The sequence below is a fragment of the Isoptericola sp. GX10416 genome, from assembly GCF_056590155.1.
Genome location: NZ_JBWPVO010000013.1, coordinates 51,649 through 76,902, shown reverse-complemented (window position 1 = coordinate 76,902; position 25,254 = coordinate 51,649). Strand labels below are relative to the sequence as shown.

The window sequence follows — 25,254 nt, the reverse complement described above, 5'->3', positions numbered from 1 at the left end:
CCAAGGAGCTGAACATGCCCACCATCGCCGTCACCGACGACACGTTCAAGACCGAGGTCCTCGAGTCCGACGTCCCTGTTCTCGTGGACTTCTGGGCGACGTGGTGCGGTCCGTGCCGGATGGTCGCCCCCATCCTGGAGGAGCTGGCTGCCGAGTACGACGGCAAGGTCAAGATCGTCAAGCTCGACACCGACGCCAACCAGGCGACGACCATGGCCTACGGCATCACGTCGATCCCGACCCTCAACGTCTACTCCGGTGGCGAGGTCGTGAAGTCGATCATCGGGGCACGCCCGAAGCGTGCGCTCGCCGAGGAGATCGACGGCGTGCTCGCCTCCTGACCAGTTCGTTCGCCTGACGAGGGCCGCACTCCGCGACGGGGTGCGGCCCTCGTCGTGTGACCACACAGGGCAGCAGATCGTCCGCCCGAGTCCGACATGTCAGGGTCGTCCAGGCTCTCGGCTGCGCCGGGGTCCGGCGCCGAAGCCCACACGCGTGTCGCCTGGCGGCTCTCTGTGGGTCGGGCTCCGCCTGGCGGCTCTCTGCGGGTCGGGATAGCAGTGCGCACGGCGCAACGTTCTGCCCCGTTTTCGGCGTGAACGTCCCGACGGAGCGGAGGTCAGTCAGTGCCACCCATCTGACGTGGTGCGCGTGCGTCACCTACGACGCCGAGCCCCGGGCCCTCGAACCGCCTGATGCCCCTCGGTGAGCCTTCGGTGAGCCTCGACGAGCTCGACCCGTGGCGCCCTTGTCGGCCCGGGGACCCCGCACCAACTGGATTCGTTTCACGTGAAACGGCGCTCCATCTCTCCTTCCCGTCCCGCGAGCCGGTGGCTCTCGACGACGCCCCACATGGGCTCCGTAGCGGAGGAGGTCCAGACCCGTGGCACGCACAGGTGTCAATGCTCTCCGGCGATCGCCCGCTCCTGTTTCACGTGAAACACGCCGGTAGCGGCGTGATCGGCCCCGACCTGCCGCGATCCCCGTCCAAGAGGCACAGGACGATGCACGCGAAGCCACAGACCGCGGCTCGTCACGGAGGCAACACAAAGGCCCCTGGCGGGTGTTTCACGTGAAACACCCGCCAGGGGCCTTTGCGGGAGGTCAGGGCCGGAGCAACCCTGGGTCCTCCGGTGCGATCACACCCAGAATGCGGTTCAAGTCGTCGACAGAGGCGAACTCGACCGTCATGCGTCCCTTGGTCTTGCCGAGGTTCACCTTGACCCTCGTCTCCAGCCGGTCAGACAGTCGCGTCGCGAGCTCGTCCATCGCCTCGCTGCGCTGACCTGCCCGCGGTACGCGACGCTGGACCTTCTCCGGAGCACCATCGGCGAGGATCGTCACGATCTCCTCCGTTGCGCGGACCGAGAGCCCTTCGGACACGATCCGCTGCGCGAGCCTCTCGATCTCAGCGCCGTCCGAGAGCCCGAGCAACGCCCGGGCGTGCCCGGCCGACAGGACACCAGCCGCAACTCGCCGCTGGACGAGCGGCGGAAGCTTGAGCAACCGCAGCGTGTTCGAGATCTGCGGCCTTGACCTGGCAATACGAGTCGCCAGCTCCTCGTGGGTGCACCCGAAGTCGTCGAGCAGCTGCCGGTAGGCCGCCGCCTCTTCCAGAGGGTTCAGTGCAGATCGGTGGAGGTTCTCCAGGAGGGCGTCCCGGAGCATCTGGGAGTCTTCGGTCTCTCGCACGATCGCAGGTATGGCCTCCAGGCCAGCCTGCTGAGCGGCGCGCCAGCGACGCTCGCCCATGATCAGCTCGTACCCATCACCGCCCGGATACGGGCGGACGATGATCGGCTGGAGGATCCCGATCTCCGCGATGGAGTCGACGAGCTCGTCGAGGTCCGACTCGTCGAAGACCGTGCGAGGCTGCTTGGCGTTCGGTCGGATGTCGTGGATCGGGATCTCGGCGAAGTGTGCCCCGGGTACCGGGACGAGCTCGTCGTCGCGCGGCGACGCCTCCGGGGTAACCGCCTCGGTCGGGACGACCACGTCGACCACGGGATCGGCTGCCCGTTCGGTTCCCAGCACACGTTCGTCCACGGTGACGACCTCGATCGTCCCGAGCTCCGCGATCGTGTCGATCTCGACCGCCTCGGTCTCGAGCTGGGTCGCAAAGTCTGCCAACTCGCTCAGGGGGTCGACCACCGGGGTGGGGGCGTCGGCCTCCGACTCAGTGCCGGCCTCGGCACTCCCCCGCACCGCACCGGTGTTGATCGCCAACCGACCGCCGGCGATCGCAGAGTCCCACGACGCTGAGCGGCGATCGGACTTGGAGGCGCTGCTGGCGGACTCGTCCGGGTCGACGGCGTCGCGCTCGTCCGCCGGAGCGGTCAGGACGGAGCCGACGTCCTCCCGAGCTTCGCCACCGGCGAAGAACACGTCCACAGGCTTCTCCTGCGGCGGACCTTGAGGGATCAGAGCGCCCAATCCACGCCCGAGTCCTCGCTTCTTCTGGCTCATGCTCCACCAGCCTCCTGGTTCCGGACGGGGTCTCCGCGCCGAACCATGTCAGATCCTCGGTGCGTCGGCGACGCTACCTGCTGCCGTCCTCACAACTGATGCTACGCGCGTCACTGCAGGTCAGCGCGTTGAACTGCATACTCAGCCACCTCGCGTGCCGCCTCGAGATAGGCCAGTGCACCTGTCGAACCAGGATCGTACGTCATGACCGTCTGCCCATGGGAGGGCGCCTCGGAGATCCTGACGGAACGTGGAACCGTCGTTCGCAGCGTCTGCTGGGGGAAGTGGGTCCGCACCTCGTCTGCGACCTGCTGGGCAAGGTTTGTCCGGCCGTCGTACATCGTCAACAGAATGGTCGAGACGATGAGGTCCGGGTTGAGGTGCGCCTTGATGAGCTCGATCGTCTTCAGGAGCTGGCTCAGTCCTTCGAGCGCGTAGTACTCGCACTGGATCGGGATGAGCACCTCCCGGCCCGTGACGAACGCGTTGACCGTCAGCAGACCGAGGCTCGGCGGGCAGTCGACGAACACGTAGTCGATCCGCTCCTCTCCCCGTTCGACCCGCTCGCGGAGGTAGACGTCGAGAGCCTTGCGCAGCCTCGTCTCGCGGGACACCAGTGACACCAGTTCGATCTCGGCACCAGAGAGATCGATCGTTGCCGGCACGCCCCACAGGCCCTCAACGTCGGGGCAAGCCTGGACGGCCGAGGCAAGCGGCGCGTCCTCCACGAGGACCTCGTAGATGGACGGCGTGCCTGCCCGGTGCTCCAGGCCGAGAGCCGTCGACGCATTCCCCTGAGGGTCGTTGTCCAGGACCAGCACCTTGAGACCGGCCCGGGCGAGCCCGGCCGCGACGTTCACCGTCGTCGTCGTCTTCCCGACGCCGCCCTTCTGGTTGGCCACGGTGATGATCCGCGTCGACTCCGGTCGGGGGAATCGTCGACCGTCGAGCTCGATGCGCCGTCGAGCATCCTCGGCGAGCTGAGCCGCCAGCGGGGTGGACTCATCCATCTCCGGCAATGACTGCATCAGCGCCGCGCGATGCTGGTCGTTGTGCGGCGCCGCTACCTGCGCCGACCAGCGGTCCGAGCCCGTTTCACGTGAAACATCGGTCGCCACCGACTCCGACCACGAGGAGTCGTCGGACGAAGCGTCCGGGCGTTCGGTACTCATGCTCACGGTCGTCCTCCACGTCGCGACTTCATGCCGCGATCACTCTACGGCGTCACAGCGTGAGTACGCAGGTGACACCCACAGGTATCCGCGAATGCTGAGTTCGTTCCGGTCTGCTCGCGACCCACAGCGGACGGCGCGAAGGAACGTGTTTCACGTGAAACACGCGTCGCCAACCCTGGGTACTCCCGGTCGATGCGCGCCGATCCCCTCTCCGCCAGGAGTGGCGGTGCGGTCGCTCCCACGCGAGCAGCAATGCGTCGCGCCCTGTTTCACGTGAAACAGGTCATCGCGTTGAATCAGGTGGCTCGGAGCCGAGCGGCGCCCACGCCTCAGCCGCGACGAAGGCGGAGGATGGTCGTGGACTCGACGCCGGGCACCGTCGTCCCCTGAAGGATCTCGGGTTCCATCGCTTTGAACGACCGCAGCACCTTTCGCGCCGGGTCGATCTCCTGCTCGACGTTACGACCCTTGAGGATCACCATCTGCCCGCCCTTGCGGACGAGCGGCAGGCTCAACCGTGCCAGCTTCTGCAGTGCGGCCACTGCCCGCGACGTGACGGCGTCCACCTCGAACGCACCATGGAACTCTTCGGCCCGTCCGTGCTTGACCTGCACGTTCTGCAGTCCGAGGGCGTCGGAGACCTCCGTCAACCAAGCCACCCGCCGCTCCATCGGTTCCACCAGATAGACCTCGGCCGTCGGCCTCATCGCCGCGATGACGATTCCGGGCAGGCCGGCGCCTGACCCGACATCCGCGACGGACGCCGCATCGTCCAGGAACGGCACCACGGCGGCAGAGTTGAGCACGTGACGCTCCCAGAGGCGATCGACCTCTCTCGGCCCGATCAGTCCGCGCAGCTCCCCCTGCTCGCGGAGCAAGCCGTGAAACCGCGCCACGGTGTCGTAGGCGTCACCGAGGTACTCGCGCACCTCTGCGCTGGTGCCGATCGCGTCGTCCGTCGTGGTCATGGGCACATCCTGTCATCGTTGGTCACACGGTTCAGCGTTTCGCCGCTGCCGCCACAGAAACGAAGGACCCGCTATTTCACGTGAAACAGCGGGTCCTTCGTGCTTCGTTCAGTCGACGCTGGCAGCAGCAGGGTGCACGACGACGTGGCGGTTCGGCTCGGTGCCCGCGGAGTCGCTCACGAGGCCCTGACCCGCGACGACGTCATGGACCACCTTGCGCTCGAAGGCGTTCATGGGACGCATCGCCACCACGGCTGACGTCTCCTTGACGCGTTCGATCGCGCCGTTCGCCTCGTGCTCCAGCTCCGTACGACGCGACGCCCGGAATCCCGCGACATCCAGCATGAGCCGGCTGCGCTCGCCCGTGCGCGCCATCACGGCGAGGCGAGTCAGGTCCTGCAGAGCCTCAAGCACCTCGCCGTCGTGGCCGACCAGTGCCTTCAGCGAGTCCGGTGACTCCTCCGACACCACCTCGACCGCTGCGCGGTCGTGGTGGATGTCCAGGTCGATGTCCCCGTCGAGGTCGACGATGTCGAGCAGCTCCTCCAGGTAGTCCGCGGCGATCTCGCCCTCCTCCTCGAGGCGCTTGACCTGCGACTTCTCGGGTGATGCGTTCGTCATGACAACGACCTCACTTCTTCTTCTTGCGGTTCTTGCGCACAGGCTGCTGGCGCTGACCGGCGGGCTTCGGCGGCTCGATCTCGGTCTTCTCCTCGAGCACGAGGCCGTTCTTCGCTGCCTTGGCGGCCTTCCGCTCGTTGAGCAGACGCTCGGCCTCGGAACCCGGCGCGGGCATGCGCTTGATCGTGTAGAACTGCTGGCCCATCGTCCACAGGTTCGACGTCGTCCAGTAGATGAGGACACCGACGGGGAAGTTGACGCCGGAGATCAGGAAGATGACCGGCAGCGCGTAGAGCATGATCTTCTGCGTGTTGGCCATCGGGCCCTCGAGAGCGGCCTTCGGCATGTTCTTCATCGTCAGCTGGCGCTGCGTGAAGAACATCGTGGCGCTCATCGCCAGGATCAGAGCCAGGATGACGATCCGGACGCTCCAGTCGTCCGTCTGCATGAAGACGTCCGAGAGGTTCGCACCGAACAGGTCGGAGCTCTCGATGTCGGCCGCCACCGCCTGGTCGATCGGACCGATCGGCTCCTTGGCGCCCTCGGAGATCGGCTGCAGGTTGTTGAGAACCCGGAAGAGCGCGAAGAAGATCGGTGACTGCAGCAGCACAGGAAGGCACGAAGCAAACGGGTTGGTCCCGTGCTTGCGGTAGAGCTCCATCGTCTCGCGGCCCATGGCTTCACGGGACGAGGGATCCGTCTTGCCCTTGTACTTCTTCTGGATCGCCTGCAGCTCGGGCTGCATGATCTGCATCCCGCGGGACGCCCGGATCTGACGGAAGAACAGCGGGATCAGCACGATGCGGATCGCGATCGTCAGCATGACGATCGACAGGACCCAGGCCAGGCCCGGACCGTCGTCCATCCCGAGTGCCGTGAGGATCTGGTGCGACCCGTACATGATCCAGGCCACGACCCATTGGATCGGGTAGAGCAGTGTGTCGATCACGAATTGTCTCCTGTGTCGGAATACCTGGGTCCCGGTGGCGCGACCGGGAGGTCAGTGGGAATCGGCGCCGCGGTGCTCGTGCGAACGAGCAGCGGGGACGTCGTCCACTCCACCCAGGCTCCACGGGTTGCAGCGCAGGATCCGCCAGAGTGCGAGGCCGGTGCCCCGCAGGGGTCCGTGCGTCCGGATGGCGATCAGTGCGTAGTGGGAGCACGACGGGTAGTACCGACAGGTCGGGCCGGTCATCGGTGACACGACCGCCTGGTAGGCCCTGATGGCCCCGACCAGGACCATCGTCGGCAAGAGCCTGAAGATCTCGCGTCCGCGACCGAGCACGCCGGCGCTCATCACTGAGACCCTGCAGCCCGGAGCACGACCTTGGCGAAGCCGCGCGAGACGTCCCCGTCCAGCTGGGAGAAGTCGGCCTGCGCGGAACCCGGCAGTGCGCGCAGCACGACGAGCGCATCGCTCGGCAGCACGTCGAGATGACGTGCTGCGGCGGTACGCAGTCGGCGCTTCACGAGGTTCCGGTGCACGGCATTACCCACGGCCTTGGATACGACAAGACCGACCAGTGGTCCGTCCACCTCACCGGTGCTCCGGTTGAGGTGGACGACCACGGTCGATCGGCCTGCACGCGTGCCGCGGCGCACCGCCCGTTCGAAATCGATCGAGCGGCGCATTCGGTGCGCCGCGGGCAGCACGGCTCAGGCAGAGAGCTCGACGCGACCCTTGCGGCGGCGGTTGGCCAGGATGGCGCGGCCGGCGCGGGTGCGCATGCGCAGCCGGAAGCCGTGGGTCTTGGCACGACGGCGGTTGTTCGGCTGGAAGGTCCGCTTGCTCACGAGGTACTCCAAGAAACGTCGGGGAGGTACACCGTCTAAGTCCTCGACGATGTCGGTCAGGTTGCAGGCCGCTCCGTGCAGGTACAAGGTGGCGACCGGGCCGACCCGAGGTTCGCGTCCGGACGAGGGCGCGCAGAAGTACCTGGAACGGCTGTCCGACGTTACGTCGTCGGAGGCCTTCCGGTCAACTGCGGGCGACGTGACGACGGTGACACGGCGGGCCTCCGTCCACCGCTGTCCACATGGATGTCCACAGCCTCCACAGGGTGTGGAAAACTATGTGGACATCGCAACCGAGCACGCATGGAGGAACCCCGTGGCCCAGATGGACGTGAACATCGCAGACGTCTGGTCACAGACGTTGGCGGCGCTCGAGGCCCGTTCGGACATGTCTGCGCGGCAGCTCGCGTTCATCAAGCTCGCCAAGCCGATGGCGATCCTCGACGACACCGTCTTCATCGCCGTCCCCCACGAGCAGACCCGCGCGTACCTGGAGACGAGCGTGCGGGACCAGCTCGTCTCGGCCATGTCGTCGGCGCTCGGCCGCGACGTCCGCTTCGGCATCACCGTCGACCCGGAGCTCAGCCACGAGGCCCTCACCGGCCCGACGCAGGACTACGCCCCGCCCGCGGACCCCGTCCCGGAACCGATGGCGCCCACCAACGTGGCCCCTCCCCTGCCGGACCGCAAGGACCGCCCCGAGCCGACCCGGCTGAACCCGAAGTACATCTTCGAGACGTTCGTCATCGGCTCGTCCAACCGGTTCGCCCACGCGGCGGCCGTCGCCGTGGCCGAGGCGCCGGCCAAGGCGTACAACCCCCTCTTCATCTACGGCGACTCCGGGCTGGGCAAGACCCACCTGCTGCACGCCATCGGGCACTACGCCCACAACCTCTATCCCCACGTGCGCGTGCGGTACGTGAACTCGGAGGAGTTCACCAACGACTTCATCAACAGCATCGGCGACGGGCGCACGGGCGCGTTCCAACGGCGCTACCGCGACGTCGACGTCCTCCTCATCGACGACATCCAGTTCCTGCAGGGCAAGGAACAGACGATGGAGGAGTTCTTCCACACCTTCAACGCGCTGCACAACGCCGACAAGCAGGTCGTCATCACGTCCGACGTCCCGCCCAAGCAGCTGGACGGCTTCGAGGACCGGCTGCGCTCGCGCTTCGAGTGGGGCCTCATCACGGACGTCCAGCCGCCGGACCTCGAGACGCGGATCGCGATCCTCCGCAAGAAGGCGGCGAGCGACCGTCTCGACGTGCCGACCGAGGTGCTCAGCTACATCGGCTCGCGGATCTCCACCAACATCCGTGAGCTCGAGGGCGCTCTGATCCGCGTCACCGCGTTCGCCAACCTCAACAAGCAGCAGGTCGACCTGGCCCTGGCCGAGATCGTGCTCAAGGACCTCATCACGGACGACGACCAGGCCACCGAGATCACCCCGGCCGTCGTCATCGCCCAGACCGCCGCCTACTTCGGCCTGACGATCGACGACCTCTGCGGGTCGTCCCGCTCACGCGTGCTGGTCACCGCCCGGCAGATCGCCATGTACCTGTGCCGCGAGCTCACGGACCTCTCGCTGCCCAAGATCGGCCAGCAGTTCGGTGGCCGTGACCACACCACCGTCATGCACGCCAACAAGAAGATCGCCGGCCAGATGGCGGAGCGACGGTCGACGTACAACCAGGTCACCGAGCTGACGAGCCGCATCAAGCAGCAGCACCGCGGATGATCCACATATCCACATCTCTGTGGATATGTCCCCTTTCACAGGTTTACGCACAGGCGTATCCGCAGGATCCTGCGGGTACGCCTGTCGTCGTCCCCACCATGTGGATCTCCACGGTGGAAAACTGCAGGTCAGCCCTGGGTTCGCGGATTCACACCTGTGGATTCTCCTGTGGACGCCTGTGGAACACGCCCGAGAACCGGTGGACAGAGGACGGTCGATCGGTGGACGCCTGTGGGGACAGCCGACGTCGCCCACAGGCGGGCAGTGTTGCCCACAGGTTGTCCCCTGCCTGCGTCCACACCCAGAAATCACCGCTGACCAGCGAAGACACTCGATTTCCCCAGAATCCACAAGCCCTACGACGACGATGAACGTGTTTTCTCCGAGGGAATGATGACCCGCCTTCATGGCGTGGAGGAGCCGTTCGAGCCAACCCCTCCCCGGAGGACCTGGCGCGGTAGGGTTTGCACGGTGCAGCGCGTCGCTCGATGTACGCCGTCGCACGTGAGAGGTCGCACAAGGACACTGAGGAGTGGGATGAAGTTCCGGGTTGAGCGTGACGTCCTGGCGGAGGCCGTGACCTGGACGGCCCGCACCCTTCCCACCCGGCCCCCGGCACCCGTGCTGGCCGGCGTGCGGATCGAGGCAGACGCCTCGGGCTCGATCGTCCTGGCGAGCTTCGACTACGAGGTCTCCGCGCGGTCCGAGATCGCGGCCGAGGTCTCCGAGCCGGGCACCGTGCTCGTCTCCGGCCGTCTGCTCGCCGAGATCTCGCGTGCCCTGCCCAACAAGCCTGTGGACGTGTCCGTCGAGGGCAACAAGGTTGTCCTGACCTGCGGCGCGTCCCGCTTCACGCTGCTGACCATGCCGGTCGAGGAGTACCCGTCGCTGCCCGCGATGCCGGAGCTCTCCGGCACGGTCACCGGCGACGCCCTGACCCTTGCCGTCGCGCAGGTCAGCGTGGCCGCGAGCCGAGACGACACGCTGCCGCTGCTCACGGGCGTGCGCATGGAGATCGAGGGCGAGCGCATCACGCTGCTGGCCACCGACCGGTACCGGCTGGCGCTGCGCGAGCTCACCTGGACCCCCGCGACGCCGGGCTACTCCGCCGTCGCGCTCGTGCGTGCCCGCACCCTCAACGACGTCGCGAAGTCGCTCGGCTCCGGTGGTGGGCCGGTCAACATCGCGTTGTCCACCGGTGACGGTGTGGAGCTCATCGGTTTCGAGGCCGGCGGGCGGCACACCACGTCCCAGCTGGTCGACGGCGACTACCCGGCCGTGCGCCGCCTGTTCCCTGACGCGACGCCGATCCACGCCGTCGTCCCCACCCAGGCGCTCATCGACGCGGCCAAGCGCGTCTCGCTCGTGGCGGAGCGCAACACCCCGATCCGGCTCGCGTTCTCCGAGGGACAGGTCGTGCTCGACGCCGGTCAGGGCGACGACGCGCAGGCCTCCGAGGCGCTGGAGGCCGTGCTCGTCGGCGAGGACATCCAGGTCGCGTTCAATCCCCAGTTCCTGCTGGACGGTCTTGGCGCCCTCGGCACGGACTTCGTCCGCATGTCGTTCACGCACCCCAACAAGCCGGTGGAGTTCACGGGGCAGGGCTCGCTCGACGGCGAGGACTCCTCCGACTACCGCTACCTGCTGGTTCCCATCCGCTTCTCGTCCTGAGCACTCCGGACCGTCCCTGCCCGCGCGGGACGACCCGCCCTCGGCTTACGCTCGCTCCGACGCTCTCCAGGAGGTTTCCACATGGTCACCCACATGGGTCTGGTCGGACTGGGCAAGATGGGCAACAACATGCGCGAGCGGCTGCGCCGCGCGGGCATCGAGGTGGTCGGCTACGACCCGCGCCCGGACGTGTCCGACGTCGTGTCGCTGGCCGACCTCGTCGCCGCGCTCCCCAGCCCGCGCCGCATCGTCTGGGTGATGGTCCCCGCCGGTGACCCGACCCGCGGCGTCGTGCGCGAGCTCGGCACCCTGCTCGGGGACGGCGACATCGTCGTCGAGGGCGGCAACTCCCACTACCCGGAGGACCAGGCCCGCGCGGCCGAGCTCGCCACGAGCGGCATCGGTTACGTCGACGTCGGTGTCTCGGGCGGCGTGTGGGGCCTGGAGAACGGCTACGGACTGATGTGCGGCGGCACCGACGACGACGTCGCGCACCTCATGCCGGTCTTCGACGCGCTGCGTCCTGAGGGACCGCGGGAGGAAGGCTTCGTCCACGCGGGCGGCGTCGGGGCCGGGCACTACGCCAAGATGGTCCACAACGGCATCGAGTACGGCCTCATGCAGGCGTACGCCGAGGGTTACGAGCTTCTCGCGGCCAAGGACGTCGTCACGGACGTGCACGGGACGATGAAGGCCTGGATGCGCGGCACCGTCGTGCGCTCATGGCTGCTGGACCTCATGGTCAAGGCCCTGGAGGAGGACCCGAGCCTCGCGGCGATCGACGACTGGGTCGACGACTCGGGCGAGGGCCGGTGGACCGTGGACGAGGCGATCGACAACGCCGTGCCGCTCCCGGTGATCTCCGCGGCGCTGTTCGCCCGGTTCTCCTCGCGGCAGACCGAGTCGCCGGCCATGAAGGCCGTGGCGGCGCTGCGTCAGCAGTTCGGCGGTCACGCGGTCAAGCCCGCCACGTAGTCGCGCGAGACTGGGGTCATGTACGTCTCGCACCTGTCGCTGAAGGACTTCCGGTCCTACGAGACCGCCGACGTCGAGCTGGAGCCAGGGCCGAACGCCTTCGTGGGTCGCAACGGGCGGGGCAAGACGAATCTCGTGGAGGCGATCGGGTACGTCGCGACGCTCGGCAGCCACCGGGTCGCGAACGACGCACCGCTGATCCGTGCCGGTGCCGAACGGGCGGTGGTGCGCACACGCGTCGTCCGCGGCGAGCGGGCCTCGACGATCGAGCTGGAGATCACCGCGGGCAAGGCGAACCGTGCGCGCGTCAATCGCGGCCAGCTCGGCCGGGCGCGTGACGTGCTGGGGATTCTGCGCACGGTGCTGTTCGCCCCGGAGGACCTGGCTCTGGTGAAGGGCGACCCTGACGGTCGCCGACGCTTCCTGGACCAGCTCGTGGTGCAGCTCCTCCCCCGGGCCGCAGGGGTGATGGCGGACTACGAGCGGGTCGTGCGCCAGCGGTCGGCACTGCTCAAGTCGTTGCGGGGTCATCGTGCGGCGGGTCGCTCCCCGGACCTGTCCACCCTCGAGGTCTGGGACGGTCGTGCCGCCCAGCTCGGGTCGCAGATCTTGGCGTGGCGGACGGCGCTGGTGCGGTCGGCCCAGCCGCTGGTCGCCGCGGCGTACGAGCAGGTCAGCGAGGCGGACGGGCACGCGGAGATCACCTACCGCTCGGCGGTGCTGCCGGCCGGCGCGGACGGCGGCGCGGACGGCCCGACGTCGTCGGCCCTGGACCAGGCGGACCTGGAGAAGCTCCTGCTGGCGCAGATCGCAGAACAGCGAGGTGCGGAGATGGACCGAGGCCAGAGCCTCGTCGGCCCGCACCGTGACGACCTGGTGCTCACCCTGGGCGGGCTGCCGGCCAAGGGATACGCCAGTCACGGGGAGTCATGGTCGTTCGCGCTGGCCCTGCGGCTGGCGGCCTTCCGGTTGCTCGGCGGGTCGCAGGAACCTGTGGACACCATGTTCTGGGACCCTGACCACGGTTCGGACGCGGACCCGGTGCTGATCCTCGACGACGTCTTCGCCGAGCTGGACGTGCGGCGTCGGGAACGGCTGGCCGAGCTGGTGCTGCCCGCCCGCCAGGTGCTGGTGACCGCCGCGGTGCCGCAGGACGTCCCCGAGCAGCTTGCCGGGGTGCGGTTCGAGGTCACCCCGGGCCAGGTCCGTCGTGTCTGACGCGTACGGAGGCCGGGACGGAGCGGGCATCGGTCCGGACGGCGTGCCCGGAGAACCACGGCCGGCCGCCTTCGGCGCGGACGACGGGGAGGCGAGCGTCGCCCGCGACCCTCGGCCGATCTCGGAGCGTTCGGCGCTGACACCGCCCGCCGAGGTAGCCCGCGAGGCGCTGAACCGCGCGAAGGCGGCGGCCCGCGCGAAGGGCCTGCGTCCGGGTGCCCCGTCACGCCGGTCGCCGCTGGCCGAGCCGCGCAAGGACCCGGGCAAGGGTCCCGCTGCGCGGGACCCGCGGTTGCTCTCTGAGGTGGTGTCGCGACTGCTGCGCGACAAGGGGTGGACGCAGGACGTCTCGGTCGGCGGTGTCATCGGCCGGTGGCGCGAGGTCGTAGGCGACCAGGTGGCCGAGCACTGCACCCCGGAGACGTTCGAGGACAAGGTGCTCGTGGTGCGAGCGAGCTCGACGGCGTGGGCGACGCAGGTGCGCCTCCTGGTGCCGACGCTGCTGCGACGGCTGGCCGAGGAGGTCGGTGAGGGCGTCGTCGAGCAGGTCCAGGTGCTCGGTCCGGCCGGGCCGAGCTTCCGTCGCGGTCGGCGTTCGGTGCGCGGTCCGGGCCCTGGGGACACGTACGGCTGACCTCCGCGGCACGGGATGTGGAGAACCCTGTGGACAACGTGTGAGAACGCACACGCGCAGGGCCGCAGAACCCGCGGTTTCCTGCCGTTACGCGGTAGACTTGCACGGTGTTCCGGGGGGCGTCCCGGGGCCGATTCGAGCACCGACGAGCAGCCGGCACGCAACCCCCCGTGTGCCAACCCGTGCGCTGCAGCCCGGACGACGTCCGGGAGCCCTGTCGCGTGCGTGGAAGACGAGGAGTGCTCCAGCCTGTGGCTCAGCGATCCGACAGCGGCTACGACGCCGGGAACATCACCGTCCTCGAGGGTCTCGAGGCCGTCCGTAAGCGACCCGGCATGTACATCGGGTCCACGGGCGCCCGAGGGCTCCACCACCTTGTCTACGAGGTTGTGGACAACTCTGTGGACGAGGCCCTGGCCGGGCACGCCGACACGATCGACGTGACCCTCCTCGCCGATGGCGGCGTCCGGGTGAGCGACAACGGCCGCGGCATCCCCGTCGCCATCCACCCGACCGAGGGCCGGCCGACCGTCGAGGTCGTCATGACGATCCTGCACGCGGGCGGCAAGTTCGGCGGCGGCGGCTACGCGGTCTCCGGCGGTCTGCACGGCGTGGGAATCTCCGTGGTGAACGCGCTCTCGACGCGCGTCGTGACGGAGGTCGAGCGCGACGGCTTCGGGTGGCGCCAGGAGTTCGCCGACGGCGGCGCCCCTGCGGGCGAGCTCCAGAAGCTGGGGGCCACGGACTCCACGGGCACGACCCAGACGTTCTGGGCCGACCCGGAGATCTTCGAGACCACCGAGTACGACTTCGAGACGCTTCGGTCCCGCTTCCAGCAGATGGCTTTCCTCAACAAGGGTCTGCGGATCACGCTGACGGACGAGCGCGCCGAGCACGTCTCCGGGCCGGACGAGGTGACCGGTGCCCTCGACGCTCGCGAGGTCATCGCCGCGCTCGCCGCGCAGGACAACGATTCCGACGCCGCGGGCTCCCCGGACGACCAGGTGCACGACGCCGAGATCGTCGGCGGCGCGGTGCGGACGGTGACGTTCAAGTACGACGGCGGCCTCATCGACTACGTCAAGCACATCGTCTCGGCGAAGAAGTCGGACATCATCCACCCGGAGATCATCGACATCGAGGCCGAGGACACGGCGGCGACGATCTCGGTGGAGATCGCGATGCAGTGGACGACGTCGTTCAGCGAGTCCGTGCACACCTTCGCCAACACGATCTCGACGACGGAGGGCGGCACGCACGAGGAGGGTTTCCGTGCGGCGATGACCACCCTGGTCAACTCCTACGCCCGGGAGAAGGGGATCCTCAAGGAGAAGGAGGAGAACCTCACGGGTGACGACATCCGCGAGGGGCTGACGGCGGTGCTGAGCATCAAGCTCGGCGAGCCGCAGTTCGAGGGCCAGACGAAGACGAAGCTCGGCAACACCGAGGCCAAGACGTTCGTGCAGCGGGTCGTGCGCGAGCGCATGATCGACTGGTTCGACTCGCACCCCAACGAGGCGCGCGACATCATCCGCAAGGCGATCTCGGCGTCGCAGGCCCGCATCGCGGCCCGCAAGGCGCGCGAGGCGACGCGTCGCAAGGGGATCCTCAGCTCGGGCGGGATGCCCGGCAAGCTCAAGGACTGCCAGTCGACGCGACCGGACGAGTGCGAGGTCTACATCGTCGAGGGTGACTCGGCCGGTGGCTCCGCGGTCCGTGGTCGGGACCCGCACAACCAGGCGATCCTCCCGCTGCGCGGCAAGATCCTCAACGTCGAGCGTGCGCGCCTGGACAAGGCACTGTCGAACGCCGAGGTGCAGGCGCTGATCACGGCCTTCGGCACCGGCATCGGCGAGGACTTCGACATCGCCAAGCTGCGGTACCACAAGATCGTGCTCATGGCCGACGCCGACGTCGACGGCCAGCACATCTGCACGCTGCTGCTCACGCTGCTGTTCCGGTACATGCGTCCGCTCATCGAGCACGGCCACGTGTACCTGGCCCAGCCGCCGCTGTACCGGCTCAAGTGGTCCAACGCCCCGCACGACTACGTGTACTCGGACCGGGAGCGGGACGCGTTCCTCAAGCAGGGGCTCGCGGCCGGCAAGCGGATCCCGAAGGACAACGGGATCCAGCGGTACAAGGGTCTGGGCGAGATGGACTACACGGAGCTGTGGGACACCACGATGGACCCGGAGCACCGCACGTTGCTGCAGGTCACGATGGACGACGCGGCCGCCGCGGACGAGATCTTCTCGGTGCTCATGGGCGAGGACGTCGAGTCCCGCCGCAGCTTCATCCAGCGCAACGCCAAGGACGTCCGGTTCCTCGACATCTGATCTGTACGAGCGTGTACACAACGTGCGCGCGCAGATGTACAGATCTTGACGAGGCAGGATCCGCGCCCCCGGCGGCGCAGGAAGGAACGATGACACGGTGACGGACGAGACTCCTGGACCCGAGAGCACGGACGGCCCGGAGGGCGACGAGATGACCGCCCCCGTGGCGGTGCATCACGGCCGCATCGAGCAGGTCGACCTCCAGCTGGAGATGCAGCGCAGCTACCTCGACTACGCGATGAGCGTCATCGTCGGACGGGCGCTGCCCGACGTGCGCGACGGCCTCAAGCCGGTCCACCGGCGCGTGCTGTACGCGATGTACGACGGCGGCTACCGGCCCGACCGCGCGTTCTCCAAGTGCTCGCGCGTCGTCGGCGACGTGATGGGCAAGTTCCACCCCCACGGCGACACGGCGATCTACGACACGCTGGTGCGCCTCGTCCAGGACTGGGTGCTGCGCTACCCGCTGGTCGCGGGCCAGGGGAACTTCGGCTCCCCCGGCAACGACCCCGCCGCCGCCCCGCGGTACACCGAGTGCCGCATGGCGCCGCTGGCCCTCGAGATGGTCCGGGACATCGACAAGGACACCGTCGACTTCCAGGACAACTACGACGGCCGCACCCAGGAGCCGACGGTCCTCCCGTCGCGCATCCCCAACCTGCTGGTCAACGGGTCCGCGGGCATCGCCGTCGGCATGGCCACGAACATCCCGCCGCACAACCTGCGCGAGGTCGCCGAGGGCGTCCGCTGGCACCTGGCGAACCCGGACGCCACCAAGGAAGAGCTGCTGGCCGCGCTGCTCAAGCGCATCAAGGGCCCGGACTTCCCCACCGGAGCGCAGATCCTCGGGACCAAGGGCATCGAGGACGCCTACCGCACCGGTCGCGGCTCCATCACGATGCGCGCCGTGGTGAACATCGAGGAGATCCAGAACCGGATCTGCCTCGTCATCACCGAGCTGCCGTACATGGTGAACCCGGACAACCTCGCGACCAAGATCGCCGACCTCGTCAACGACGGACGCATCCAGGGCATCGCGAACATCCGCGACGAGACGTCGGGCCGCACGGGCCAGCGCCTGGTCATCGTGCTCAAGCGCGACGCCGTCGCCAAGGTCGTCCTCAACAACCTGTACAAGCACACGCCGCTGCAGGACAACTTCAGCGCCAACATGCTGGCCCTGGTCGACGAGGTGCCGCGCACGCTCAGCCTCGACGCGTTCGTCCGGCACTGGACGACGCACCAGATCGAGGTCGTGCGTCGTCGGACGGCGTTCCTGCTGCGCGAGGCCGAGGAGAAGATCCACATCTACGTGGGCTACCTCAAGGCCCTCGACGCGCTGGACGAGGTCATCGCCCTCATCCGTCGGTCCCCCAACGCGGACGAGGCCCGCGCCGGCCTCATGGAGCTGCTCGGTATCGACGAGGTGCAGGCGAACGCCATCCTCGCGCTGCAGCTGCGCCGTCTGGCCGCGCTCGAGCGCCAGAAGATCCTGGACGACCACGCCGTGCTCGAGGCCGAGATCCTCGACTACCGCGACATCCTCGCCCGGCCCGAGCGCCAGCGCGAGATCGTCCGCACGGAGCTCGACGAGGTCACCGAGAAGTGGGGCGACGAGCGTCGGACCACGATCCTGCCCTACGACGGCGACATGTCGGTCGAGGACCTCATCCCCGAGGAGGACGTGGTCGTCACGATCACGCGCGGCGGGTACGCGAAGCGCACCCGCAGCGACAACTACCGCGCCCAGCGGCGCGGTGGCAAGGGCGTGACGGGGACGAAGCTGCGCGAGGACGACATCGTCGACCACTTCTTCGTCACGACGACGCACAACTGGCTGCTGTTCTTCACCGACGCCGGCCGCGTCTACCGGGTCAAGGGCTACGAGCTGCCCGAGGGCGGACGGGACGCCAAGGGCCAGCACGTGGCGAACCTGCTGGCGTTCCAGCCGGGCGAGAAGATCGCCCAGGTGCTCGCGATCCGGGGCTACGAGGACGCCGAGTACCTGGTGCTCGCGACCCGTCGCGGCCTGATGAAGAAGACGCGCCTGGGCGACTACGACTCTCCGCGCAGCGGCGGGCTCATCGCCATCAACCTGCGCGAGGACGACGACGGCACCCCCGACGAGCTGGTCGCGGCGCGCCTGGTGAACGCCGACGACGAGCTCATCCTCGTGTCGCGCAAGGGCCAGTCGATCCGCTTCCCCGCCGACGACGAGACGCTGCGGCCGATGGGTCGGGCGACGTCGGGCGTCACGGGCATGAAGTTCCGCCAGGACGACGAGCTGCTCGCAGCGGACGTCGTGCGCCCCGGCACGGACCTGTTCGTCGTCACCGAGGGCGGCTTCGCGAAGCGCACCCGGATCGACGAGTATCGCGTCCAGGGCCGCAACGGCTACGGGATCAAGGTGGCCAACCTCGTGGAGGCACGCGGCGACCTCGTGGGAGCTCTCGTGACCGAGGACGACACCGAGGTGCTGGTCATCATGCAGCAGGGCAAGATCGTGAGATCGCGCGTCGACGAGGTGAATCTCACGGGCCGCACGACCCAGGGCGTCACGTTCGCGAAGCCGGGCAAGAACGACCGCATCATCGCGGTCGCCCGGAACGTCGAGCGTCGCGAGGAAGAGGAGTCGGCTAGCGTGGAGGAGCAGGCCGCCGATGGTGAGCCTGTGGACAACGTGCCGGTGGCGACGCCGGAGCAGGACGAGACCGGAGACGGGGACAGCTGATGCCCAGCGAGAACACCTCGCCGCAGGCGGGAACGAAGACGGCGGAGGCCGCGGACAGCACGCAGCCTCTCGCGCCGGTTCGTGCGCCCGGAACGGGCGACGCGAAGGGCGCGGCAGCGCCGAAGACGAGCTCTGCACCGACGAAGGCAGCCACGGCGCCGGCCGAGGCGCAGGCACCTGTCGACACGGACGACGACATCACGCATGTGCGCACCGTGGACAAGAAGGACCTCCCCGACGTCGCCGAGCCGACGACTGCGTCCACGACGTCGTCCGTCAAGGACAGCGCGGTGAAGGCGGCCGCCGCAGCGCTGGCAGCGGCGCGCACCGCGGCCAAGAAGGTGCAGTCGACCGCGTCGACGGCCTCGGCAGGCGTCCAGAACGGGTCGCAGACGTCGGGGACGCCGTCGAGCACCCCCCCGCCGCCGCCCGAGGCCGGGAGCAGCGCTCCCCGTCCGGAGATGCACTACACGGCCGGCGGCGTCCACGGTTCGGCGACCAACGCCTCCCCGGACCAGGGCGCCTACGCGCAGCAGCCCCAGGCGGCTCCTGCGGAGTCGCTGGGCAGCCCGCGGCGCGTCCGGCTGTCGGTCTCGCGGATCGACCCGTGGTCGATCATGAAGCTCGCGTTCCTGCTGTCGGTCGCCATCGCCGTCATGACGGTGGTCGCCACGATCGTCGTCTGGTACTCGCTGAACTCGTTGGAGACCTTCGCGACCATCCAGGAGTTCATGGTCGACACACTCGGTCCGCAGGCCGCGAACCTCACCCAGTTCGTCGAGTTCGAGCGTGTCGTGTCGCTCGCCACCCTGATCGCTCTGGTGAACATCGTGCTGATGACCGCCATCGCGACGATCATCGCGATGCTCTACAACATCACGGCGGCCCTGGTCGGCGGCGTGCACCTCACGCTGACCGACGAGTGAGTCGCTGACGCCCGGCGCGACGGACGTCACACCGGCTCCGCCCCCATGCGGTTTGGGGGCGGAGCACCCGGTACGGTAATGTTCCGTGCTGCACGCGCGTTCACGCGCTGCGTGCAAGGGGCTATAGCTCAGACGGTTAGAGCGCTTCCCTGATAAGGAAGAGGTCGGAGGTTCAAGTCCTCCTAGCCCCACCCCCGACGAGGAGGTCCAGCATGAAGAAGCTGATGGTCGTTCTGCTTGCCGTTGCGGCGGGCTACCTCGTATGGCGTCGAGTTTCCTCCGACGCGGCGGATCGTGACCTGTGGACCGAGGTCACCGACACCCTCGACTGATCCTCGGGGCCATGGCGCAATTGGTAGCGCACCTGCTTTGCAAGCAGGGGGTTGGGGGTTCGAGTCCCCCTGGCTCCACCACCGAAGACCCGGGCTGAACAGCCCGGGTCTTTCTCGTTCCCCGACCCTCGCGGGCTCTTCCCCGACCACGACGCACGAGTGCCCCCGACCCGCCGGGTCGGGGGCACTCGTCGGTCTCTCGGCCGGGAGCCGGCCGCGCACCTACTTCGTGTCGTCCTTGGCCTGCTCGGCGGCATCGACGACGGCGTCCTTCGCGTCGTCGGCCGCCGCTGCGACGTCGTCCGCCGCGTTCTCGGCGGCGTCGCCCGTCTTCTTGCGAGCACGCGACGCGCGGGCGGTGACGTCGTCCTTCACCTCGGCGGCCTTCTCGGAGAGCTTCTCGGTCGCCTCCCTGCCCTTCGCGACGGCGGCACCGGCGGCCTGGCCGACGGCCTCGGCCGCGTCCCCGGCGACGTGCCGGGCGTCCCGGGCCACGTGGTCGAGGTCCGGGCCACCGGACGTCTGCTCCCAGGGTTCGGCCCACGGGTCGGTCTGCGGCTGGGCGCGGCGGTAGAACGCGTAGCCGACGGCGGCCGTACCACCGAGGACGGCGGTCCACACGAGCGCCTTGCGTCGTCGACCCTTGCGCTGCGCCTTCTTGGCAGCCTTCTCGGCATGCTTGGCGGCCTTCTTGGCCGCCTCGGCGGCCTCCTCGGCCGTCATGGCGGCACGCTGGGCCGCTGCGTTGAACGCGGCCACGAGCTTGGGCAGGTAGTCGTCGACGACCTTCTCGTGGGCGGTGTCGACGAGCGGCCCCGCCTTCTTGGCGGCGTCCTCGATCTTGGGGGCGGCGACCTGGATGCTGTCGTTCCACGCCTTCTCCGCGCGCGGCCTGAGCCAGTCGACGAAGGCGTCCACGCGGGGAGACGCCCAGTCGATGGCCTGACCGGCGGCATCACGCGCGCCGTCGGCGGCACGGGAGCCCGCGCCGACCAGTGCGGCCGCGACCTCGGCGGCCGAGTCCTTCACCTTGTCTGTGTCGATCTTCGGGGTCTGCACCATGTGCCCACTCTGCCACCGGCGCCCTGGGAGCGCACCGTCACACGCCCGATTCGTTCCATGTGGACGCCACCCGAGGGACGGGTGCGAGAATGGGCGGCATGTTCGCAACCCTGCACACCTCCGCCGGTGACATCCGCATCGAGCTCCTGCCGAACCACGCGCCGAAGACCGTCGCGAACTTCGTCGGTCTGGCCACGGGCTCCAAGACCTGGACCGACCCCCGCACGGGCGAGGAGCGCAACGAGCCGCTCTACGACGGCGTGATCTTCCACCGCGTCATCCCGGACTTCATGATCCAGGGCGGCGACCCGCTCGGCACGGGCACGGGCGGCCCGGGCTACACGTTCGACGACGAGATCCACCCCGAGCTGGTCTTCGACCAGAAGTACCTGCTGGCGATGGCCAACGCGGGCAAGCGGCGCAACCCGGTCACGGGCGCCGTCGAGGGCACCAACGGCTCGCAGTTCTTCATCACCACGGCCGCGACGTCGTGGCTCAACGGCAAGCACTCGATCTTCGGCAAGGTCGCGGACGACGCCTCGCGCGCCGTCGTCGACACCATCGGCACGACGCAGACCCGCCCGGGTGACCGCCCGGTCGAGGACATCGTCATCAACTCGGTGACCGTCGAGGACTGATCCGCACCGACGCCCGGAGGGCTGAACCATCTCCACCCCCCAGCCCGCCGGGCAGCCGGCCGGTGCGCCGCCCGTGTGCCCCCGCCACCCGGACCGGGTGGCGTACGTCCGCTGCCAGCGGTGCGGACGTCCCACCTGCCCCGAGTGTCAGCGTCCTGCCGCGGTCGGGGTGCAGTGCGTCGACTGCGTCGCCCAGGCGGCGCGGTCGGTGCCGAGCACCCGCACCGTGTTCGGGGCCACCGTGCGCCAGGGGCGCCCGGTCGTCACGCTGACGATCATGGGGCTCTGCGTGGTGAGCTGGGTGCTCCAGCTGGCCACCGGCGGCGCGTGGACCGATCAGTGGGCGTTCTCCCCGGACGCGGGCCAGGAGGAGCCGTGGCGCTTCCTCACCGCCGCGTTCCTGCACTCCACGAACCCGCTGCACATCCTGTTCAACCTGTACGCGCTCTGGCTGGTGGGCCCGTTCCTGGAGCAGGCGCTGGGGCGCGGACGGTTCCTGGCGCTCTACCTGCTGGCCGCCTTCGGCGGGTCGGTGGGCGTGCTGCTCCTGGCCGATCCGCTGACGTGGAGCTGGGTGCAGGGTGTCGTCGGCGCCTCGGGTGCGGTGTTCGGCCTCTTCGGTGCGATCATCCCGGTCCTGCGCAGGCTCGGGCGCAACGCGGGGCAGATCGTGGCACTGATCGCGATCAACATGGCGCTGCCGTTCTTCGTCGGCGGCATCGCGTGGCAGGCGCACGTAGGTGGCCTGGTGGTGGGCCTGGCGATCGGTGCAGGGTTCGCCTTCGCGCCGCGTGAGCGGCAGAAACTCGTCGGCTGGGTCCTGCCCGTCGTCGTCGGGATCGTGCTGGTGGGCCTGTCCGTCTGGAAGTACTCGACGGTGCCCGTCCTGCCCCTGTTCTGAAGTTGTCCCCAGGGATGTACACAGGTGTGGAATCACACCGGTGTGACTTGTACAGGTCTACTTCCAGCGCGTGGTCAGCGAGAAGCCGGCGATGATGAGCACGAAGCCCACGAGCAGGTTCCAGTTGCCCAGCGCCGGGATCGGCAGGCCGAGGTTCTGGCTCGTGAGGTAGTACGTCACGATCCAGGCGAGGCCGGCGATCATCAGCGTCAGCATGGTGGGGACCAGCCAGCTCGGGTTGACCGCGGCCTTTCCCGGGGTCGGGACCGACTGGTCCTCGCGCTTCTTCTTCCCGGGCTTCGGCGACTTCGACTCGGTCACGGGTCTGCTCCTGTCAACAAGGTGCGACGCCGGAGCTGAGGGACCCGGACGCCGACGACGGTTTGTCGTCTAGCGTAGTGGCCAGGACAACCGTCTCGTGCACGCGTGCGCGAGACGCAGCAGAGAGTTGTCCACAGGTTGCTGTGGACAACGGTTGTGGACAGAGCGAAACGCAGGAGGCCCCAGGTGTCACCCAGGATCAGGTCCGGGCTGTCCGTCGCGCTCGTTCTCGCGCTGTCCGGAGTCCTGTTCACCGTGAGCGCGCAGCTCGCCCAGGGTGACGAGTCGCGCCACACCGAGGACCTGTCCTCCGTGGTGGCCGACGAGTCCGACCGGGTCGATTCCCTCACCGACCAGGCCGCCGCCCTCAACGACGAGGTCCAGGACCTCAGTGCGGCGATCGATCTCGACGTCCCGACCCGGGGGGCCGGCCTGCGGTCCGACGAGAGCGTCGTGACCGGGGCCTGGCCTGTGTCCGGCACCGGGCTCAGCGTCGCGCTCGAGGACGCACCGACGTCGTCGCTCGACATCCCCGGCGTCGTCGCGGACGACCTGGTCGTGCACCAGCAGGACCTCCAGCACGTCATCAACGCCCTGTGGGCGGGCGGCGCCGAGTCGATGACGCTCCAGGGCGAGCGCGTGACCTCGACGAGTGCGTTCCGCTGCTCCGGCAACATCCTGCTGCTGCACGGCAAGGTCTTCTCCCCGCCGTACGTGGTCGAGGCCATCGGTGAGCCGGACCGCCTGCAGGCCGCGCTCGACGCCTCGGCCGGGGTCGCCGTGTACCGGCAGTACGTGGACTGGGTCGGCATCGGCTACGACGTCGAGCGCCACGACGAGATCGACATGCCGGCGTACGCGGGCAGCAGCGAGCTCCGTTACGCCGAGGTGCCGGCCGGCACGGACGTGTTCTCGTGAGGCACGTCCGAGAGCCGGGCACGGTGAGCCCACCGGCCGGGTCTCCGGCCCCGCCTCTGCACGGGCGCGTCCGACGGCGTGGCGGACTGGTCAGCTCGCTGGTGGGGTTCGTCGGCGAGCTGCTGATCACCGCCGGGGTGTTCCTCGGGCTGTTCGTCGTCTGGCAGCTCTGGTGGACCGACGTCCAGGCGGAACGCATCCACACCGAGGTGCTGGCCGAGCTGGAGTGGACCCCGCCGCCCGTGCCTGTGGACGACGGCCCGCTGGTGTCCCCGGAGTACCGCGACGACCCCCCGGTGATGGCGGAGCCTCCGATCGGCGAGGTGTTCGCCCAGTTCTACGTCCCGAGCTGGGGAGCGGACTACATCTCCCCCATCGCCCAGGGTGTGGACAAGGCGACCATCCTCGACCGCCTGGGCATCGGCCACTACCCCGGCACCGCGATGCCCGGCGATCTCGGCAACTTCGCGGTGGCCGGTCACCGCACCACCTACGGCAAGCCGTTCCACCTGGTCGCCGACCTGCGCGAGGGGGACGCCCTCGTCGTCCGCACGGAGGACACGTGGTACGTGTACCGCATGACGTCGCACGAGATCGTCTGGCCGAGCCAGGTCGAGGTCGTCTCACCGGTGCCCGGGGTCAAGCCCGGTGAACCGCTGCCCGAGCTCACCCAGCGGTTCATCACGATGACCGCCTGCCACCCGATGTACTCCGCCGCGCAGCGCTACATCGTGCACGGCGAGCTCGACTACTGGTCCCCGGTCGACGAGGGGACTCCGGCCGAGCTGCTCGACGCCGGCGTCCAGGTCCAGACGCTCGGCACGTCGGCGCCGGCGGGGGTGAGATGATGTACGGCCTGCTGTGGAACACGCTCCCGGGTCCCGTCTGGGTCCGGATCCTCATCGTCCTGGTCCTCTTCGTGGCGGCCGTCTGGGTCTGCTTCGAGTGGGTCTTCCCCTGGTTCTCCGAGTACGTCCCCATCAACGACAACACCGTCGAGGCGCACCCATGACCTCCATCCTCGTCGTCGACAACTACGACTCCTTCGTCTACACGATCGTCGGCTACCTCGACCAGCTCGGCGCGCGCACCACCGTGGTGCGCAACGACGCCGTCCCTGAGCCCGATGCCGACGGACGGTTCTGGCACGACGACGGCACCCCCTTCGACGGCGTCCTCGTCTCCCCCGGTCCGGGCACGCCCAAGGAGGCGGGATCGTCCGAGGACGTGATCCGTGCCTGTGCGCGATCGGCGACGCCGATGCTCGGGGTCTGCCTCGGCCACCAGGCTCTCGCGGAGGTCTACGGCGCGACGGTGTCGCACGCCCCCGAGCTCATGCACGGCAAGACGAGCGAGATCCAGCACGAGGGCGACGGTGTGCTGGACGGTCTCAAGGCGCCGTTCACGGCGACGCGTTACCACTCGCTCGCCGTCGAGCCGCACACGGTCCCCGCCGAGCTGGAGGTCACCTGCACGACGGCGTCCGGCGTCGTCATGGGGGTGCGGCACCGCGACCTGCCGCTGCACGGCGTGCAGTTCCACCCGGAGTCGGTGCTCACCGAGGGTGGTCACCGCCTGCTGGCGAACTGGCTCGCCGAGTGCGGCGACGCGGGCGCGGTCGAGCGCTCCGCGGGGATGGCCCCGCTCGTCCACGTCCCCTGAGCCACGGCGCCTCCGGTTCGCCCGGGAGGCCCGGCCGCACGTCAGAGGCCCCGGGAGCCAGCACACGTGCTGACTCCCGGGGCCTCTGCGCGTCTGCGGTGAGGCCCCGGGAGTCAGCACGTGTGCTGGCTCCCGGGGCCTCTGCGCGTCTGCGGTGAGCG

The 25,254-nt window shown here is 68.9% G+C and carries 26 protein-coding genes and 2 tRNA genes; 18 read left to right on the top strand and 10 right to left on the bottom strand.

The window, feature by feature from the left end; all coding sequences use genetic code 11:
* Positions 1 to 14: 14 nt before the first annotated feature.
* Positions 15 to 341 (top strand): thioredoxin, encoded by a 327-nt coding sequence (gene trxA / locus ACWAT2_RS16495; RefSeq protein WP_480049138.1) that lies wholly within the window; start codon positions 15 to 17, stop codon positions 339 to 341.
* 763 nt (positions 342 to 1,104) lie between these two features.
* Here the strand turns inward: trxA and ACWAT2_RS16490 are convergent.
* From ACWAT2_RS16490 to rpmH, 8 genes are all read right to left on the bottom strand, one after another.
* Positions 1,105 to 2,466: a ParB/RepB/Spo0J family partition protein gene (locus ACWAT2_RS16490; protein WP_480049137.1), complete on the bottom strand. Its 1,362-nt coding sequence runs from the start codon at positions 2,464 to 2,466 to the stop codon at positions 1,105 to 1,107.
* A gap of 110 nt (positions 2,467 to 2,576) precedes the next feature.
* On the bottom strand, positions 2,577 to 3,494 hold the full coding sequence (locus ACWAT2_RS16485) for a ParA family protein (RefSeq protein ID WP_480049160.1): 918 nt from the start codon (positions 3,492 to 3,494) through the stop codon (positions 2,577 to 2,579).
* Positions 3,495 to 3,970: 476 nt separating this feature from the next.
* The gene (gene rsmG, locus ACWAT2_RS16480; RefSeq protein ID WP_480049136.1) at positions 3,971 to 4,609 is read right to left on the bottom strand and encodes a 16S rRNA (guanine(527)-N(7))-methyltransferase RsmG; all 639 of its coding nucleotides are present in this window, start codon (positions 4,607 to 4,609) and stop codon (positions 3,971 to 3,973) included.
* Between the two features lie 108 nt (positions 4,610 to 4,717).
* A complete protein-coding gene (locus ACWAT2_RS16475; RefSeq protein ID WP_480049135.1) occupies positions 4,718 to 5,230 on the bottom strand; it encodes a Jag family protein in 513 nt (170 codons plus the stop codon).
* A 10-nt stretch (positions 5,231 to 5,240) separates the two neighbouring features.
* Complete coding sequence (gene yidC, locus ACWAT2_RS16470) at positions 5,241 to 6,131, bottom strand: membrane protein insertase YidC (protein WP_480049159.1); 891 nt, start codon at positions 6,129 to 6,131, stop codon at positions 5,241 to 5,243.
* A gap of 99 nt (positions 6,132 to 6,230) precedes the next feature.
* A complete protein-coding gene (gene yidD / locus ACWAT2_RS16465; RefSeq protein WP_480049134.1) occupies positions 6,231 to 6,527 on the bottom strand; it encodes a membrane protein insertion efficiency factor YidD in 297 nt (98 codons plus the stop codon).
* A complete protein-coding gene (gene rnpA / locus ACWAT2_RS16460) occupies positions 6,527 to 6,883 on the bottom strand; it encodes a ribonuclease P protein component (RefSeq protein WP_480049133.1) in 357 nt (118 codons plus the stop codon). Before rnpA ends, yidD begins: the two co-directional genes overlap by 1 nt.
* A gap of 3 nt (positions 6,884 to 6,886) precedes the next feature.
* Entirely contained in the window at positions 6,887 to 7,024 is a 138-nt protein-coding gene (gene rpmH, locus ACWAT2_RS16455) for a 50S ribosomal protein L34 (RefSeq protein WP_480049132.1), read from the bottom strand.
* Between the two features lie 325 nt (positions 7,025 to 7,349).
* On the opposite strand from rpmH, the gene dnaA reads away from it, so the two are divergent.
* From dnaA to ACWAT2_RS16400, 11 genes are all read left to right on the top strand, one after another.
* Positions 7,350 to 8,765, top strand: coding sequence for a chromosomal replication initiator protein DnaA (gene dnaA / locus ACWAT2_RS16450; RefSeq protein ID WP_480049158.1), 1,416 nt, complete (start codon positions 7,350 to 7,352; stop codon positions 8,763 to 8,765).
* A gap of 537 nt (positions 8,766 to 9,302) precedes the next feature.
* Complete coding sequence (dnaN, locus tag ACWAT2_RS16445) at positions 9,303 to 10,436, top strand: DNA polymerase III subunit beta (protein WP_480049131.1); 1,134 nt, start codon at positions 9,303 to 9,305, stop codon at positions 10,434 to 10,436.
* 81 nt (positions 10,437 to 10,517) lie between these two features.
* Positions 10,518 to 11,411 (top strand): phosphogluconate dehydrogenase (NAD(+)-dependent, decarboxylating), encoded by an 894-nt coding sequence (gene gnd, locus ACWAT2_RS16440; protein WP_480049130.1) that lies wholly within the window; start codon positions 10,518 to 10,520, stop codon positions 11,409 to 11,411.
* 18 nt (positions 11,412 to 11,429) lie between these two features.
* The gene (recF, locus tag ACWAT2_RS16435; RefSeq protein ID WP_480049129.1) at positions 11,430 to 12,629 is read left to right on the top strand and encodes a DNA replication/repair protein RecF; all 1,200 of its coding nucleotides are present in this window, start codon (positions 11,430 to 11,432) and stop codon (positions 12,627 to 12,629) included.
* Positions 12,622 to 13,263, top strand: a complete 642-nt coding sequence (locus ACWAT2_RS16430; protein ID WP_480049128.1) for a DciA family protein — start codon at positions 12,622 to 12,624, stop codon at positions 13,261 to 13,263. Before recF ends, ACWAT2_RS16430 begins: the two co-directional genes overlap by 8 nt.
* A gap of 251 nt (positions 13,264 to 13,514) precedes the next feature.
* Complete coding sequence (gene gyrB / locus ACWAT2_RS16425) at positions 13,515 to 15,602, top strand: DNA topoisomerase (ATP-hydrolyzing) subunit B (protein WP_480049127.1); 2,088 nt, start codon at positions 13,515 to 13,517, stop codon at positions 15,600 to 15,602.
* 97 nt (positions 15,603 to 15,699) lie between these two features.
* The gene (gene gyrA / locus ACWAT2_RS16420; protein WP_480049126.1) at positions 15,700 to 18,333 is read left to right on the top strand and encodes a DNA gyrase subunit A; all 2,634 of its coding nucleotides are present in this window, start codon (positions 15,700 to 15,702) and stop codon (positions 18,331 to 18,333) included.
* The gene (locus ACWAT2_RS16415; protein WP_480049125.1) at positions 18,333 to 19,259 is read left to right on the top strand and encodes a DUF3566 domain-containing protein; all 927 of its coding nucleotides are present in this window, start codon (positions 18,333 to 18,335) and stop codon (positions 19,257 to 19,259) included. Before gyrA ends, ACWAT2_RS16415 begins: the two co-directional genes overlap by 1 nt.
* Positions 19,260 to 19,376: 117 nt before the next feature.
* Positions 19,377 to 19,450: transfer RNA gene (locus ACWAT2_RS16410), tRNA-Ile, on the top strand.
* 21 nt (positions 19,451 to 19,471) lie between these two features.
* Complete coding sequence (locus tag ACWAT2_RS16405; RefSeq protein ID WP_480049124.1) at positions 19,472 to 19,591, top strand: DLW-39 family protein; 120 nt, start codon at positions 19,472 to 19,474, stop codon at positions 19,589 to 19,591.
* Positions 19,592 to 19,596: 5 nt separating this feature from the next.
* Positions 19,597 to 19,672 (top strand) — tRNA-Ala (locus ACWAT2_RS16400).
* Between the two features lie 141 nt (positions 19,673 to 19,813).
* On the opposite strand, the gene ACWAT2_RS16395 is transcribed toward ACWAT2_RS16400, so the two are convergent.
* On the bottom strand, positions 19,814 to 20,653 hold the full coding sequence (locus tag ACWAT2_RS16395; protein WP_480049123.1) for a hypothetical protein: 840 nt from the start codon (positions 20,651 to 20,653) through the stop codon (positions 19,814 to 19,816).
* A gap of 98 nt (positions 20,654 to 20,751) precedes the next feature.
* Between ACWAT2_RS16395 and ACWAT2_RS16390 the strand changes: the two genes are divergently transcribed.
* Positions 20,752 to 21,291 carry a peptidylprolyl isomerase gene (locus tag ACWAT2_RS16390; RefSeq protein ID WP_480049122.1) on the top strand — a complete coding sequence of 180 codons (540 nt, stop codon included), beginning with the start codon at positions 20,752 to 20,754 and terminating at the stop codon, positions 21,289 to 21,291.
* A 208-nt stretch (positions 21,292 to 21,499) separates the two neighbouring features.
* On the top strand, positions 21,500 to 22,192 hold the full coding sequence (locus ACWAT2_RS16385; RefSeq protein ID WP_480049121.1) for a rhomboid family intramembrane serine protease: 693 nt from the start codon (positions 21,500 to 21,502) through the stop codon (positions 22,190 to 22,192).
* 57 nt (positions 22,193 to 22,249) lie between these two features.
* On the opposite strand, the gene ACWAT2_RS16380 is transcribed toward ACWAT2_RS16385, so the two are convergent.
* On the bottom strand, positions 22,250 to 22,513 hold the full coding sequence (locus ACWAT2_RS16380) for a cell division protein CrgA (RefSeq protein ID WP_480049120.1): 264 nt from the start codon (positions 22,511 to 22,513) through the stop codon (positions 22,250 to 22,252).
* Positions 22,514 to 22,699: 186 nt separating this feature from the next.
* Between ACWAT2_RS16380 and ACWAT2_RS16375 the strand changes: the two genes are divergently transcribed.
* The 4 genes from ACWAT2_RS16375 to ACWAT2_RS16360 are packed head-to-tail and all read left to right on the top strand — an operon-like array spanning position 22,700 to position 25,093.
* Complete coding sequence (locus ACWAT2_RS16375; RefSeq protein ID WP_480049119.1) at positions 22,700 to 23,431, top strand: DUF881 domain-containing protein; 732 nt, start codon at positions 22,700 to 22,702, stop codon at positions 23,429 to 23,431.
* Complete coding sequence (locus tag ACWAT2_RS16370; RefSeq protein WP_480049118.1) at positions 23,428 to 24,279, top strand: class E sortase; 852 nt, start codon at positions 23,428 to 23,430, stop codon at positions 24,277 to 24,279. Before ACWAT2_RS16375 ends, ACWAT2_RS16370 begins: the two co-directional genes overlap by 4 nt.
* On the top strand, positions 24,279 to 24,443 hold the full coding sequence (locus ACWAT2_RS16365; RefSeq protein ID WP_480049117.1) for a hypothetical protein: 165 nt from the start codon (positions 24,279 to 24,281) through the stop codon (positions 24,441 to 24,443). The genes ACWAT2_RS16370 and ACWAT2_RS16365 overlap by 1 nt, the downstream gene beginning before the upstream one ends.
* Positions 24,440 to 25,093 (top strand): aminodeoxychorismate/anthranilate synthase component II, encoded by a 654-nt coding sequence (locus ACWAT2_RS16360; RefSeq protein ID WP_480049116.1) that lies wholly within the window; start codon positions 24,440 to 24,442, stop codon positions 25,091 to 25,093. The genes ACWAT2_RS16365 and ACWAT2_RS16360 overlap by 4 nt, the downstream gene beginning before the upstream one ends.
* The last annotated feature ends 161 nt before the right edge of the window (positions 25,094 to 25,254 follow it).